Below are 13,199 nucleotides of genomic sequence, written 5' to 3' on the forward strand. Positions count from 1 at the left end.
CAGCCGGTCCTTGCTGGCGCGGGAGTTGAACACCGTGTTGTACGGGGCGTGCACCGCGATCCGGCGGCCCCCCTCCACCTGCTCCACTCGTACGTCCGGCATAGCGGCACCCTCCCACGACGACATTTTCCAGTATGGAAAATCGACTCTCGAAGGAGGTTTTTCAACACCGGAAAACCAGAAGAGTGCGGTTCGGCGCTCCTGACAGCCGGAGCCGGACGAGCCCCGGCCATCACCGGGCCGGGCGGCCTCGCGCCCTGGCATCGCGGTCCTGTAGCTGCTGCCGCTGGCCTTGTTCCCACACCTGTGCACCCTGCGTCCGACGAAGGCGCCGGCGATCCTGTCCTGAGGACGCCCGAGGAGACCATAAGGAGACTCGTCTGGCTGGCCGCGCTCGGTGTGCTCGCGGTCATGATGGCTGTGTTCATACCGTACGTGTTGCGCACCGCATCGACATGGCAGGCCGTCGCCTGGCTGGTCATGCTGGCTGGCACGGTCGTCTTCATTGCCGCGCTCATCCGTGCCGAACGGCTGGTCCGCCACTTGGACCGACAACCGGACAGCGACGTCTCCTCACCCACCCTGATCGGAGTCGGCGAGGATCGTGCCGTCCTGCTGGAGGACGGTGGCCGTGGTGGGGGTTTGCACTAGATACTCAGGCCCGTCGGCACCACCACCTAGATCTGCGTCGAGTTGACGGGCCGGCGCGGATCAGCGGTCGGCTTCCGCCTGCTTGACGATGCGGCGGAGTTCGGCGATGTGTCCGGCGAGGGCCTTCCGGCCGGTCGGGGTGAGCGCGAGCCAGGCGCGCCGGCGGACCTTCGTGACCGAGGCGTACTGCGCTGCCTGGAGGACCTTGACGTGCTTGCTCAGCACCGAGTCGCTGACCCCCAGCGCCTCGCGGACGACGGAGAACTCCATGGCGTCGACAGCGGCGAGCATGCTGCAGATCTGCAACCGGTTCGGTGCGTGGATCACCTCGTCGAAGGCCGCGACGGTCATCGTCCGGCCCGGATGTCGCGTCCAGCGACCGCGTCAACGCGGAACCCCACGGCAGCGGTAAGCACGCCGATGACACCGCCGGTCACGGCGATGGCCCACTGCACACCGGCACCCCACTCCAGGTACATGCCGGCGGCGGCCAGCAGGACGAAGGCGAGCATCCACCCGCCGAAGATCCTCATGGTGCCGAGCGTGGAAGTGAACCGCTGATAGGAGACGCCGGTCACACGCCGGACCGCGTAGTCGAGGCCGAGCACCACGACGACGAACACGGAGACTGCCCAGGAGGCCTCCCGCAGGCTCATGGAAGAGAAGACGAGCGCCACCGCGGCACCCAGGCCCACGTGGTACCACCACGGGGCCGCGATGTGGGTGGCCGCATGGGCCCGGGAGGCGGCGACGGAGTCCAGGGCGGAGCGGGCCGAATCCGGCGTCACCCGACCGGGATTGTCCGAGTTGGTTTCCATGGTGGAAAGAATCGCAGAACACTTGCCGTCATGGCAAGTATCCTGGTCGCAAGCCTCGCCCTGACCTGTCGCGGCCACTGCTCCGACCGGGACACCCGACGCCCTGGCGGTGCTGGGCCGTACGCAGGAGGCCGAAGCCGAGGCCCGGCGTGCGTTCCGGTCCGAGCAGGGGCGCCCCTGGTTCCGGCACAACCCGACCGGCGCGAACGCCGTCGCCGCCGCGACGAAGGCCGCCGGCACGGCGAGGGAGCGCGTAGCCGAGTACCTGCTGGCGGCGCGGCTGGAGCAGCTGCACGAGCGGTCCGCCGCCCGGCCCGAGAGGCCCGCGTCGTGGACGAAGCGGCTGCCCGGCCTCGCCGCGCGCCCGCTGAACGGCGACGCCAGCGGGACGGTGATCGCATGACCGGCGAGCTGAGCGGCGTCGACCTCGCCCGCCAGGCCCTGGTCGCCGCCCGGGAAGCGGCAAAGAAGAACAGCGCCCCCCGGACGAAGAAGCCGAAGCGGCGCACTGGCACCGCCGTACGCCGTGACGGCCGCGAGCCGCTCGGGCTCGGTGCGGCGATCGGCGTGATGATGACCGAACGCGGCATGGTCGCCCCGGCCGCCGGCGGATCCGTCCTAGCCGCCTTCGATGCCATCCTCGCCGCGTCCGTGCCCGAGCTCGCCGGGCGCGTGCAGGCCGTGGCGTTCGATGCGGACACCGGCCGCCTGGACGTCGTCCCCGCCGCCCCGGCCGTCGGCACGAAGCTGCGCTGGAGCGCCCCGAAGCTGATCGCGGCGGCCAACGAGCGGGTACCTGACGCGAACGTCCGCGCCCTGCACGTCCTGGCGCCCGCGCCCGGGAAGACCGGCCCCGCCACTACCGCAGCCGCGCCCGCCGCGCCCGCGGTCCCGGCGGAGCGCCGGCCGCCGCCGGACGAGTACCGGCGCGCGATCGGGGCGCACCGCCAGGCTGCGCCGCCGCCCCGGGTGAACCCGGCCATCGCGGAGGCGATGGAGCGGCAGACCAAGGCGATGCGCGAGCTGTCGCGCCGAGCATTCCCCGAGCCCGACGTCATCCCCGGCGATGCGCCGGCCTCGATCGAGCAGGCGCGCACCGAGCGCCGCCGCCAGGCCGACATCTCCCACGCCGCGGCCCTGCGCCGTGTCCGAGCGGAGCGTGCAGCGCGTGAAGCCGGAACAGCGGCCGTGGTCCCGAAGGCGGCTCCGCTCCAAAGGCCCGCTGAAGCGGGTTGACTGGATCTCCTCCATGCCCGGTTCACCAGGGGCCACCATCATCAAATGGACACTCAACCGGCGCGCTACTACGCCTACTTCACCGGCACCGCTGAGGGCGAGGATGACGAACTGGAGGTGCTGGTCGAGTCGTGGGACGACGACGGCAGGGCCCCCATCCTGGACCAGGAGGAAGGCCGTCTCGTGGTTGCCAAGGACTTGCCGGGCTTCCGGCGGGTGGAGCGGTACAGCGAGCCGCAGGTCCGCGGCGTGCTGCCGGGCGGGAACTGGAGGCTACGGGCGAAGGAGGGACCGTCGCCACCCACAGCCGCACGGCTCCCCGGTCATCGCGTTCCTCGTCTACGACACGTACGTCCGGCCCGCCACACGCCTTCCCTCCCCCAACGGCCGAGGGAAGACCACATCGGCGGAGCACGACCTCTTCCAGTCGGACTGACCAAGCAGTCCGACCCGGCGTCGCTGGTGCGACGCGATCGTGCCTGGGAGGCACGTGAAGAGCTGCCCGCCGACGTCCAGCGCGCCGCGTACGGGCCTTCCGGCGACGGCAGCGGTGGGTGCCTCAAGGAGGCCGTGCGCCGATTCGGCGGTGGCCTCCCGCCACCCGACGCCCACGTCTTCAACCAGCTCACGGGCACCGCCCTGGAAGCATCCCGGCGCAATCCCACGGTCCGACGCGCCATGCGGCAGTGGAGCGCGTGCATGCGAAAGGCGGGCTTCGACTACTTCGATGCCCTGGCAGCCGCGGGCGACCGACGCTGGGCGCACGGGGGGCGCGCTACGTCGGACGAACGCGCCACCGCAGAGCGTGACGTCGCCTGCAAGGAGGAGACACGGCTGGTACAGCTGTGGACCGCAGCCGAGAGCCGCATCCAACGCCATCTGATCCAGGCACACAGCGCAGCTCTGCGCCAGGCAAAGGCCCGGAACGAGCACTGGCTCGCCGCCGCCCGGCGCGTTCTAAGCTTCAGTGGTTGACTGGCTACCTTCCGGTCAGTTGACGACAGGCTGGACGGCCGTTGCGAAGACCTCCGTGCCGAGTCGGACATGGTGCTGGCGGACGAGACAAGCGTGGCCCCCGCTCACCTGCGCAAGCGTGTCAGGGGCCGGGGATTATGGTCCCGGGAGACCAGCATGGCCACCGACTGCGGCAGGGCGGCCTCGGCGGCAGGTCATCCCACTTCTGTGAACAGACAATGGCCCGGCCAAGACCTGGGTGCCGTGGACAGGCGCAGCCTGGGACTCACCGCGCCTGCTCGGCCGCTCCGAGTGGCCAGCCGAGCAGCGCAGGGGAATCGGGGTCGGCGAGGCGGCGCAGGAACGTCAGGATCCCTGCGAGGCCCATGGCCCAGGACAACGGTGCCTCGTGCTGTGTCGGGTCAATGAAGCTGGGGTTGCCGTCCGGACCGTGGCTTCGGGCCAGCAGCTGGCGGGCGGCGGTCCGAGCCATCTTCAGGTAGCGTTTTTGGCCGGTGGCGACTGCCATGTCGATCAGTGCGGTGCCGACGCCGCTCACTCCGCAGCACTGGCCGAGATTGTCCATCCGCGGGAGCAGCCCCGTCATCGCCTCGCCGGCCGCGGTTCCGGCCGCGCTGAGTTCCGGGTCGTCCAGCACCTGGCCGGCGCGGATCAGGGGTGCGGCGGCCCCGGCCAGCCCTTGGCACCAGGAAGCGGTCAGCGGCATGGCCGGGCCGTCGAGGACAGCAGCGGTCAGGCGTGTGGTGCGGGCCGCCAGGTCCGCCGCACGCCGCTCGGCATCGCGCCGCACCCACGGGTCGCCCGTTGCGTCGGCGGCCTCGACGAGGAAGCCCACCACACCGGCCTGACCGTGGGCGTACCCGAAGGACGGGTCGGAGGACGCGGCGGCACGGCCGCCGGGCGGCGCAACCGGGCCGGGGAACTTGGCAGCCGAGCCTTCCACGCCGGTGCGGCCGTACAGGGCCCCGGCGCACCGCAGGACGGCTCGAAGATGGCGGGCACGGCGTGCCGAGCCGGGCGGTGCTGTCCGGGCCAGTGTGAGGTTGGCGAGGCCGACGCCGGCCCAGCCGACCATGACGTCGTCGCCGTCCGGCTCGTCGGGATCCGGTGCTGCTTCGAGGTGCGGAACGGTGATTCCCGCACGCTCGGCGGCAGCGAAGAAGACAGCGACCCCCGTGACGCCGGAGTAGAGGCCGGGGATGGGCGTCACCCGGGTGAGGGCCGCCCGGGTGAGGGCGACGAGCCTGTCGAGTGCGGCGCCGGCCCCCGGCCGTTCCCCGTGATGGAGCAGTTCCAGGCCGATGCCGGCGCTGCCGGTGTAGACGCTGGCGTCGACAGCGGCGAACGAATCGGCTTCTTCGGCCTCGTCCGGCTCTGAGAGTCTGTTGAGCAGCTGGTCGAGTGTGCGCTCGCGTAATGCGCGCACGGTTTCACCGTTGACCTCCGGCAGCGGAGGCAGTGCGCAAGGCGCTGAGGCGTTGGCACTGTCGGCCCGGTCGCGGGGTGTTGTCGGGTGCGGGGCCGGCGCACGGTGCGCGCCTGCGGACGTGGCGGTGGGCGAGGCGAGCTCGTCGAGTGCGTGCCGGGTCCGTACAGGATCCTCGGACAGCAGGTCCATGATGAGCCGCGCAGGCGGTGCCTCATCGGGGTCGGCACCGGCGAGCGCCTGCAGGGCGCGGTGTCGCGCCAGGTCGCTGTTGCGGACCGCCGTCAGGGGGGTCATTCCGGTAGCCGCGTGTACGACGACCATGCCGAGCGCGTAGCAGTCGTCCTCGCGGCGGGGTGGCTCACCCGCCAGTTGCCGGAGCGGAGCGTAACCGCGTGTCGCGCCCGGCAGATGCAGCCCGTCCAGCGCGGAGATCCCGAAGTCAACGAGGTGGGCGCGGTCGGCCCCGAGGACGACGTTGCGGGCACTGATGTCCCGCATCACCACTCCCGCGTCGTGCAACGCCCGCACCGTAGCGGCCAGTTCCGCCACAATGCGTCGGAGGCGGGGCAGACGGCCACCCGACTGGATCACCCAGAAGAGCAGATTGTGCTCACCGACCTCCGAGGTGACGAGGAACTCGTCCTCGCCGTGCGCGAAGTGGTCGAGACAGACGGGCACGCCGGGGATACCGCGGCAGTGCTCCAGCACGCGCCGCTCGTTGCGCAGCCGGGTCCGGGTGTCGAAACCGTCGGCGTCCTCGGCGACCAGTGCCCGTGCCTGCTTGATGACGACTGTACGCCCTGTGCCGAGGTCGACCGCGCGGAACACGTTGCCCTTGGCCGACCGGTAGATGCCGGCGACCGGACGGTAGCGGTCTCCCACCATCTTCGCCGCTTCCCCGGACGGATGGCCATCGGATCCTCCGTCGGGTGCGAACGGGTCACTCGCCCAGCCGGGACTCCGGTACTCAAGTGTCGCAGCGCCCTTGAACACCGTCCCGTCGGGGCCGGGTATCCCGACGGACAACACTCCCCGGCGATCGGGTATCCAGCGCGCCGTGAACGGACCGTAGCGGTAGTAGACCGGCGCGTCGGGTGCGACCCTGCGGTCGCTGAGGATCCGCGGCCCGGGACGCCCGCGCAGCAGGTCCGCAAGATGAAGACCGAGGGCGCGCACGCGGTGCCCGTCGGGGTAGACGGTGACGGCTTTGCCGACCGCGGCCGGCGACTCCCAGCCCTCGTTGATCCTGGCCAGCCTGTGCTGCGAGGCCGCCAGCTTGAAGTGGCAGCGTTCGCGCAGCAGCACGGGCACGACGAGCTCGGCCAAGGCGGGCAGGTCGGCGGCGCGCGAAGACACATGCAGCTTCCAGCCGTGCTCCGCAGGCGGCTTGTCCCGGGGGCCGACGCCCACCCAGGTCCGCCCGGCGCTCAGTGCGTACCCGTGCCCGGTCTCCTCGCCGAGGACACCGCGGACGAAGTCCACCGCCGTCCACGCGGCCGAACCACTCACACGCTGCCGCCTTCCAGGTCGTCGCGGCCAGCCCGGTGCGCGGCCGGGGCGCCCGTGGTTCGACGGTCCCGGCCCGCGCGCCCGGTCCCGGCCGCCCCGTGGCGTTACTCGACGAAGTTCGAGGCCGTGCCGACGCAGTGGTCGCCGATGACGACGCAGCTGATCGGGCAGCGGTCCACCGCATGGGCGGACTGCGCGACAGTCTCGAAGTCGAGGGCGGGTTCCACAGTACGGTCTGCGGCTTGCCGGGGCGCGGGCAGCTCACGAACGTCCATGGTGTCCTCCGGGCACGTGAGGGATACCTCAAACAGAACGGCAGTACGATACCCGGATCGGCCAACGAACCCATGAAGCAATCCGGCCAAACTCAGGGCGCTACGCCAGCGCTGGCGGTACAGTCCGGACCGGGCTTCGAGGCCACCTCCAGCTCCGATGCCCTGCCCGGCCCCGACCGGCAGGCCAGGCGACGTTCCAGCGCGCCTTTCTGAACATGCTCAGCCTGGCGAAGCCACCGCGGCCTGTCGTCCCCGCATGAGCGGCGAGCGCTATCCCTCCCGGAACACCACGCCCGCCTGGCCCGGGCCTGCGAAGCCAACTCCGCGGTGCCGGATCTGAGACACACAGGCCCCGCAGTGGCCACACCCCGACTTCCACCCTGCGCATCGCTCTGTCCCAGGAGCCTCGGGCCCTTTCGTGACATGCGGACCGGCAGAGGACGGTAGAGGCCGCACGCGCATCCGGCACACCACCCTCCGGGGCTGAAGCACACGTTGGTGGCCGTTCGCCCTGTTCAGACAGGAGGCGTCTTCGACAGTGCAACGGTGCACTGCTGCGCGGATGCACTGGGGCGCGGGTGCTCAGCGCGGTGCGCTCGCGCGAAAGATGGGTGTCCTGTGACAGAGGCCGGATCTTCGACAAACGGCCCGGCTGCGGCTTCACAGTGATCTTCGCCCGGCGACAGCCCGGACACCCCACCGGCCCCGCCGTGTGCGGGGCTGCCCGCAGGAAGTTGCCCGTGTCCCGTTCCGCCCGCCTCACGGCCATTGCGCTCGGTTCGGACGCCCTCGTCGGCACCGCCGCCCTGCCGGCCACCGACGCGCACACCCTCCCGGCCCACCACCGCTCCCCCGTCGTCATCGGCGCGGTGCAGGCCGACTCCCCCGGCCGCGACGACGGCTCCAACCGGTCCCTGAACGCCGAATGGGTCACCGTGAAGAACACCGGGCTCCGCCCGGTCAACCTCAAGGGCTGGACCCTGACCAGCCGCAGCACGCACCAGACGTACCACTTCAAGAACCTGCGGCTGGCCGGCCACCAGAGCGTGCGCGTCCACACCGGCCACGGCCGCGACACCATCCACGACGTCTACCAGGACCGCCACCGCTACGTGTGGCACAACCAGCGCGACACCGCCACCCTGCGCAACGACCACCGCCGCATCATCGACACCAAGCACTGGGGCCGCCGCTGACCATCCCTCCGGGCCCGCCACCGAGGCCCCGGACGCGGTGGCGCCGCAGCCAAGGGAGGGCTGCGGCGCACCGCCCTGTCTGGCCTGCCGTTCAGCCTCCTGCAGTGCACAGGGAGGAGGGAACTGTGGCGTCCGGCCATGGCCGTGCAGGGGTGCGCTCCGGGCACCACCGCACCTGCCAGGGAGACTGGGACGTGGCCGCCCCGGCCGGGCACTCGGTGTGGCCCGGGCGGTGGAAACGCCGACCAGGCGCTGCCGGGGCGCGGTAGAAAGCAGCGGGCCAGGCCCATAGAGCTGCACGGTGGGGGCAGCGGCGCTTCCGCTGCTCCAGATGCCCGCCTGTCTTCCGGGCGGGGCCGGACCCGCCCGGACGTGTGCCCCGGGCGTGCGGCCGGAGCGCGGCGGCAGATAGCTGCATACCGGGATGCGCAGACACGGTTCCCGGGCTAGTCAATGTTGACTAGTCTGTTCGGTATGGTCGAGAAGACGATCCCTCTCCTTCCCTGCCCCAGCCTGCAACCGGTCCTCGACTTCTACACGGCGCTCGGTTTCGAGGTGACCTTTGAGCAGAAGAGCCCCAATCCGTACGCGGTCGTCGAGTATGGCGTCATTGAGCTGCACTTTTTCGGCATGAAGCAGTACGACCCCACCGAGTCATACAGCACCTGTTACGTCCTGACCGACGACGTGGACACCCTCCATGCCGCCTTCCGCGCCGGACTGAAGGCCGCATACGGAAAGATACCGAGCCGGGGCCTGCCGCGGATCGGGCCTCTGAAGGACATGTCGTACGGCGTGCGGCAGTTCCTGATGAGCGACCCGGGCGGCAACTGCATCCGGGTCGGTCAGCAGACCAGCGAGAATCAGCATCACCGGCCCGCACCCAAGGAGACCTTCGCGCGGGCCCTGCACACCGCCGCCTCCTTCGCCGACTCGCGCGAAGACCCAGCCAGTGCCGCGAGAATCATCGATCGGGTACTGCGCCTGGGAGACCAGCGGCCCACGCCCCTGCAGGAAGCGCGGCTTGCGCTTCTGCGCGGCGACGTGGCCTACCGTCTGGGCGACGACACCACGGCACAGCAGATGCTCCGCAAGGCCACTTCGATCCAGCTCACGGACCAGGAACGGGAGGCGGTCCGCAGCGACCTGGAACGCCTGACGCAGCTCTTGACCTAGGCCGTCTGGCCGCCGCGTACCGTACGGCGCTCGCCGGCGTCGGCGGGCTCGATCTCGTGCCCGACCGCTGGCTGCACCTGACCACCCAGGGGATCGGTTTCGCCGACACCGTCCCCGCCGCCGAGGTCCAGGCCGTCCTCGCCGCGCCCGCCGACCGGCTCGCCGCCCTTGCACCGTTCGACCTGACGCTGCACCGCCCCGAGATCACCCCCGAGGCCATCCGGTGGGAAGCCGCCCCCGCCGGCCCGCCGACGGCCGTACGGACGGCGCTGCGCGACGCCATCCGCACCGCCCGCGGCACCGTCGATGAGAGCGACGACGGCTTCGCCCCGCACATCTCCATCGCCTACAGCAACGCCACCGGACCCGCCGCCCCCGTCCAGGCCGCCCTCGACACCGTCGCGGCCGCGCCCGCCACCGCACACATCGACCACGTCGAGCTGATCGTCCTCAACCGGGACCGGCGGATGTACGAATGGGACACCCACACCCGTCTCCCGCTCGGCCAGCAGACGCCACCTGGATGAAGATCAGCCGGAGTGGGGAGCCGGTCCGGTCGGAACAGCTCCCCAGCTCCTTTGGAAGTGGTGTCCGCTGTAGTCGGGCCGGATCACAGCCGGGCGCCTGTGGGCCAGGCTCAGCAGCGCCGCCAGCCGCCGGGCCAGCTCCCGTTCCCGCGCGGCCGCCACCAGCAATTGTTGTCCGTGCCGACGGTCGCCACGCCGACCGGGTCGGTGGCGTACGCGCCGTTCGGTGTGGCCGTGCGAGCCCTACCGCCAAGGCTCTTCCAGCCGCTGGCTCCTTTCCATATGTGGTAGATTTGGTAGTTGGTGCCGACGACGAAGTACTCGTAGTTTCCGCCGCCCCAGTTGTACCTGAAGTAGGCGAAGCCGCAGACCCGGTAGCCGCGGTGCCCGTAGGCGTCGATGGCGCACGCGGCCTTCGCCGAGGCGCCGTCGGCCGGCTTGGAGCCCTCGAACTTGTCGACCGAGAGCGGTGTGGTTCGCTGTTTCGGCGTGTTCTGCGCTGTGGCCGAGGCTGACGGCGCTGCGGCCAGTGTGCCGAGGATGAGCGGTACGGCAGTAAGCGTCGCCGCTAAGGTCTTTCCGCGTTTCATGAGTTCTCCAATCGCTGGAGTTTCGGCACGGGAAAAGGTAAGAGCACCGGCTATCGGCTGTCGTCAAACGAGGGAGGCAGTCCATGCTCAACCCCACGTGGTATTGATCCCGCCATCTACCCTCAGGGTTGAGGTGTGGCATATTCCGCCTGTGAGCTGGTCCTGAGGCGCCGCACGTCGTCCGGAGCGTCAGGCGCTGGGATCCGCTTTCGCAGTGTCCTCGCCGGCTGGCGGCACGGCCCGGTCGTCGTCACCCCAGAGCGCGCGGGCGATGAAGTACAGGGCGACCGTCCCGGCGTAGATGAAGGCACCCCAGCCGAAAATCAGCAGGAAGACGTTCGCGTCGCCGCGCGGGGCGCTGTAGGCGACGCCCTGCCCGGTGGTGAACAGCCACGGGAACCAGGCGCAGCGGACGAAACCCGGGTCGGCGTAGCGGCCTCCGCCCCGGCGCCACGCCATCAGCGGGACGGAGGCGAAGCCGACACTGGCCAGGCAGTACATGAAGGCGAAGAAGTCGTTGGCGATGAACTGGTGGCCGTTGGTGATCCCGAGGTAGGCGACCCCGGGCAGAAAGAGCACGGCCGGCACCCCGTAGCCCAGCACTTCGCCGCGGTCTCGGACCTTCGTCACACTCTCCCCCTGCTGCTGTCGACGTCGTCGTCGTGGGCACGGTACCGGCCGCGCCCAGCCGGATCCGCTGACCAGCAGCTGCCGTGCGGCCGGAAGCGGCCGGCTACTCGCGGCGCACGAGTTCCTCGGGAGTGGGCACGTGCCGGGTGACGTATGGCTGGCCGCTGAAGTCGACGGTGATCGTGTGTCGCAGGACGTCGTCGTGGCGCCGTAGAAGATCTGCTCGATCTCCAGGCAGGCCCGAGCTGAACGCGCCGTCCGGAAGGGCCGGGCTACGGATTCGGTGCCGCGGCTGGGATGCACCGCATGACACGTTTCGTGATCTGCTGGGTTGGTGGCCCGCTGTCCCGGCACGCTGGGCGAGCGACGACGACAGGAGGTGCCGAATGAGCGACCAGCCGCCGCCGGAGCTGCCGCCCGAGGATGGACCCAGCATCACCGCGCACGTCACAACCACGGGCGCCACCGCGGACTACCTGCGCCAGCTGACAGCGGTCACCGGCCAGTCCCCGGAGACGGTCACCACCCAGCGGGCCGCCGGCCAGGTCGTCGTCCCCGACACGGCACTCGGCGACGGCCCGGCCGTACCCGACTGGCCGCCCCTGTTCGACGGCCCGCCGGACCTGTCCGAACACACTCACGCGTACCTGCGCCGGTGACCGCTCCGCCGGCGTTCGCCGTCGCCGACACCTCGGTCCTGCACCGTCCCCGGGCCCGGAGCCGTCCCGGACGATACGCCGGCCCCGATCGAGCAGGGCCGCGCGGAGAAGGCCGGCTGCCGGTTCGTGCCGCAGGTCTTGAGCAGACGGCGTTTGCGACGGTGGGTCAGGCGCTGGTTTCCGGCCGCCCGATGTGCTCGCCGGCCGCGGCACGGCCGGGTGGTCGTCAATGCTGGAGAAGCCGTTCGGCGGCCATGCCAGCGCACCTACGATGCGGTGGTGCGGAATTCGAAGGCGTTCAAGGAAGCTGTTGCCCAGACGCTCGCGGAGCTGGCTCACCGGGGGGTGACGCTCGCACCGTCGACGGTTGAGAACACGATCGAGAAGAACATCAACACCGTGGCACAGCAGCTGGGAATCCAGGTGCGCTCCGCCTGGCGGTACTTCGACGCCGCCGCCCTTGCCGACAACCTCGCCCGCAGCGCCCACGCCTTCGAGGAGAGCAGCAGCGACAAAGGCGTGGGCCAGGCCCCGATGCCGCCGATCGACAACCCTGAACTCGCGGTGGTCCTCGCCGGTGTCCCGGACGCCTTGGCGCAGACCGGCGGTGACCTGTATGCGGTCATCGTCAATGTGGCGGTCAACGCCTGGATGGCCGGCCACATCCACGGCGAGGACGGCTGCGACGGGTGCGACGGCAGCCGCGGTCCGGCCGGCCACGACTGGCAGGCCCGGATGCGCACCATCACCGAGACGCAGCCCGACATCAGCAAGTGGTTCGACCGCGACGTATGGACCCGCGCCGTCAACGACGCGGGATACGCCGTCACCCGCCGCTGACCCAGCGTAGAGCCGCCCTCCGGCACCGCTCAACAGCAGGTGCTCACAGCGGAAGAACGTGCGGCAACGCCAGCACCGCAGTCACCGCTTTGCCCTGCGGGTGCGTGCGGACCTGCACCTCCTGCGCCAGGTCCTGTACCACTGACCAGCCGAAGCCGCCCGTACCGTCCGGCTTGGACACCCCCGCACGCGGCACCTCGCAGCTGGCGTCCTCCACTGTGACCGCCACCGTCCCCGGCCCGGCCCTCAGTCCGAACCCGGTCATCCCGCCGGCATGCCGCACCGCGTTGGTGACCAGCTCGGAAACCACCAGCAGCACCGACTCCGCCTCCACGCCCCCGCCCGGAACCAGCACCCTCAAAAACCCCCGGGCCACCGCCCGAGCACGCTTCACCAGATGCGGCCCGGCCCCCGCCAGCCGCCCGTATTCCCCATCGGCTGCATACATCGCCGCCCCTCCCAGCTCACCACTGTGCCCCCTTCCACGTACCCAGCAGCGTTACCAGGACTCCTCACACCACCCTGGCCTGCACGAAGACCGACACCACTTGTCATGTCAGGACCCGGAACAGGCACTGAGGTGCTGGACCGGCATCTGCACCACCTGCCATCAACCCCTACCCAACAGGACACACACGACACCAAGACCTAGACAGACCTAACGGAGCCCTACTAGGTAGCTGACGTG

16 protein-coding genes are annotated in these 13,199 nt (G+C 70.6%); 9 read left to right on the forward strand and 7 right to left on the reverse strand.

The annotated features are described in order from the left end of the window. Positions 1-306: 306 nt before the first annotated feature. Entirely contained in the window at positions 307-651 is a 345-nt protein-coding gene (locus ACH4FX_RS40495) for a hypothetical protein (RefSeq protein WP_398486607.1), read from the forward strand. A 60-nt stretch (positions 652-711) separates the two neighbouring features. On the opposite strand, the gene ACH4FX_RS40500 is transcribed toward ACH4FX_RS40495, so the two are convergent. Both ACH4FX_RS40500 and ACH4FX_RS40505 read right to left on the reverse strand, forming a co-directional pair. Then, a complete protein-coding gene (locus ACH4FX_RS40500) occupies positions 712-1,002 on the reverse strand; it encodes a transcriptional regulator (RefSeq protein WP_398486609.1) in 291 nt (96 codons plus the stop codon). Beyond that, positions 999-1,469 (reverse strand): hypothetical protein, encoded by a 471-nt coding sequence (locus ACH4FX_RS40505; RefSeq protein WP_398486610.1) that lies wholly within the window; start codon positions 1,467-1,469, stop codon positions 999-1,001. The genes ACH4FX_RS40500 and ACH4FX_RS40505 overlap by 4 nt, the downstream gene beginning before the upstream one ends. A 109-nt stretch (positions 1,470-1,578) precedes the next feature. Here ACH4FX_RS40505 and ACH4FX_RS40510 point away from each other — a divergent pair, with 109 nt between their 5' ends. The 3 genes from ACH4FX_RS40510 to ACH4FX_RS40520 are packed head-to-tail and all read left to right on the forward strand — an operon-like array spanning position 1,579 to position 3,680. After that, a complete protein-coding gene (locus tag ACH4FX_RS40510) occupies positions 1,579-1,872 on the forward strand; it encodes a hypothetical protein (protein WP_398486612.1) in 294 nt (97 codons plus the stop codon). Further along, positions 1,869-2,705, forward strand: a complete 837-nt coding sequence (locus tag ACH4FX_RS40515) for a DUF721 domain-containing protein (RefSeq protein WP_398486614.1) — start codon at positions 1,869-1,871, stop codon at positions 2,703-2,705. Before ACH4FX_RS40510 ends, ACH4FX_RS40515 begins: the two co-directional genes overlap by 4 nt. 45 nt (positions 2,706-2,750) lie before the next feature. Further along, entirely contained in the window at positions 2,751-3,680 is a 930-nt protein-coding gene (locus ACH4FX_RS40520) for a hypothetical protein (RefSeq protein WP_398486615.1), read from the forward strand. Between the two features lie 265 nt (positions 3,681-3,945). Here the strand turns inward: ACH4FX_RS40520 and lanL are convergent, their stop codons facing one another. Both lanL and ACH4FX_RS40530 read right to left on the reverse strand, forming a co-directional pair. Further along, complete coding sequence (gene lanL, locus ACH4FX_RS40525) at positions 3,946-6,618, reverse strand: class IV lanthionine synthetase LanL (RefSeq protein WP_398486617.1); 2,673 nt, start codon at positions 6,616-6,618, stop codon at positions 3,946-3,948. Positions 6,619-6,722: 104 nt separating this feature from the next. Next, on the reverse strand, positions 6,723-6,893 hold the full coding sequence (locus ACH4FX_RS40530) for a hypothetical protein (protein ID WP_398486619.1): 171 nt from the start codon (positions 6,891-6,893) through the stop codon (positions 6,723-6,725). A 740-nt stretch (positions 6,894-7,633) separates the two neighbouring features. On the opposite strand from ACH4FX_RS40530, the gene ACH4FX_RS40535 reads away from it, so the two are divergent. From ACH4FX_RS40535 to ACH4FX_RS40545, 3 genes are all read left to right on the forward strand, one after another. Further along, positions 7,634-8,089 carry a lamin tail domain-containing protein gene (locus ACH4FX_RS40535; protein WP_398486621.1) on the forward strand — a complete coding sequence of 152 codons (456 nt, stop codon included), beginning with the start codon at positions 7,634-7,636 and terminating at the stop codon, positions 8,087-8,089. Between the two features lie 474 nt (positions 8,090-8,563). Then, positions 8,564-9,265, forward strand: a complete 702-nt coding sequence (locus tag ACH4FX_RS40540; protein ID WP_398486623.1) for a VOC family protein — start codon at positions 8,564-8,566, stop codon at positions 9,263-9,265. Positions 9,266-9,270: 5 nt separating this feature from the next. Beyond that, positions 9,271-9,792, forward strand: coding sequence for a 2'-5' RNA ligase family protein (locus tag ACH4FX_RS40545; RefSeq protein ID WP_398486650.1), 522 nt, complete (start codon positions 9,271-9,273; stop codon positions 9,790-9,792). A 110-nt stretch (positions 9,793-9,902) separates the two neighbouring features. Here the strand turns inward: ACH4FX_RS40545 and ACH4FX_RS40550 are convergent, their stop codons facing one another. Both ACH4FX_RS40550 and ACH4FX_RS40555 read right to left on the reverse strand, forming a co-directional pair. Next, positions 9,903-10,382, reverse strand: a complete 480-nt coding sequence (locus tag ACH4FX_RS40550) for a hypothetical protein (RefSeq protein ID WP_398486625.1) — start codon at positions 10,380-10,382, stop codon at positions 9,903-9,905. Between the two features lie 189 nt (positions 10,383-10,571). Continuing rightward, on the reverse strand, positions 10,572-11,012 hold the full coding sequence (locus tag ACH4FX_RS40555) for a hypothetical protein (protein ID WP_398486627.1): 441 nt from the start codon (positions 11,010-11,012) through the stop codon (positions 10,572-10,574). A gap of 386 nt (positions 11,013-11,398) precedes the next feature. On the opposite strand from ACH4FX_RS40555, the gene ACH4FX_RS40560 reads away from it, so the two are divergent. After that, positions 11,399-11,671 carry a hypothetical protein gene (locus ACH4FX_RS40560; RefSeq protein ID WP_398486629.1) on the forward strand — a complete coding sequence of 91 codons (273 nt, stop codon included), beginning with the start codon at positions 11,399-11,401 and terminating at the stop codon, positions 11,669-11,671. A 279-nt stretch (positions 11,672-11,950) separates the two neighbouring features. Continuing rightward, positions 11,951-12,511 (forward strand): hypothetical protein, encoded by a 561-nt coding sequence (locus tag ACH4FX_RS40565; protein WP_398486631.1) that lies wholly within the window; start codon positions 11,951-11,953, stop codon positions 12,509-12,511. A 43-nt stretch (positions 12,512-12,554) separates the two neighbouring features. On the opposite strand, the gene ACH4FX_RS40570 is transcribed toward ACH4FX_RS40565, so the two are convergent. Next, the gene (locus tag ACH4FX_RS40570; RefSeq protein ID WP_398486633.1) at positions 12,555-12,959 is read right to left on the reverse strand and encodes an ATP-binding protein; all 405 of its coding nucleotides are present in this window, start codon (positions 12,957-12,959) and stop codon (positions 12,555-12,557) included. Between the last annotated feature and the right edge of the window lie 240 nt (positions 12,960-13,199).

This window comes from Streptomyces sp. NPDC018019 (genome assembly GCF_044327805.1).
Classification (GTDB): Bacteria; Actinomycetota; Actinomycetes; order Streptomycetales; family Streptomycetaceae; genus Streptomyces.

What these genes read in the sequence shown, in the direction of transcription:
- ACH4FX_RS40500 (WP_398486609.1), bottom strand. Translation starts at nt 1,002, where the DNA reads ATGACCGTCGCGGCCTTCGACGAGGTGATCCACGCACCGAACCGGTTG.
- ACH4FX_RS40505 (WP_398486610.1), bottom strand. Translation starts at nt 1,469, where the DNA reads ATGGAAACCAACTCGGACAATCCCGGTCGGGTGACGCCGGATTCGGCC.
- ACH4FX_RS40515 (WP_398486614.1), top strand. Translation starts at nt 1,869, where the DNA reads ATGACCGGCGAGCTGAGCGGCGTCGACCTCGCCCGCCAGGCCCTGGTC.
- ACH4FX_RS40520 (WP_398486615.1), top strand. Translation starts at nt 2,751, where the DNA reads ATGGACACTCAACCGGCGCGCTACTACGCCTACTTCACCGGCACCGCT.
- ACH4FX_RS40530 (WP_398486619.1), bottom strand. Translation starts at nt 6,893, where the DNA reads ATGGACGTTCGTGAGCTGCCCGCGCCCCGGCAAGCCGCAGACCGTACT.
- ACH4FX_RS40540 (WP_398486623.1), top strand. Translation starts at nt 8,564, where the DNA reads ATGGTCGAGAAGACGATCCCTCTCCTTCCCTGCCCCAGCCTGCAACCG.
- ACH4FX_RS40550 (WP_398486625.1), bottom strand. Translation starts at nt 10,382, where the DNA reads ATGAAACGCGGAAAGACCTTAGCGGCGACGCTTACTGCCGTACCGCTC.
- ACH4FX_RS40560 (WP_398486629.1), top strand. Translation starts at nt 11,399, where the DNA reads ATGAGCGACCAGCCGCCGCCGGAGCTGCCGCCCGAGGATGGACCCAGC.
- ACH4FX_RS40570 (WP_398486633.1), bottom strand. Translation starts at nt 12,959, where the DNA reads ATGTATGCAGCCGATGGGGAATACGGGCGGCTGGCGGGGGCCGGGCCG.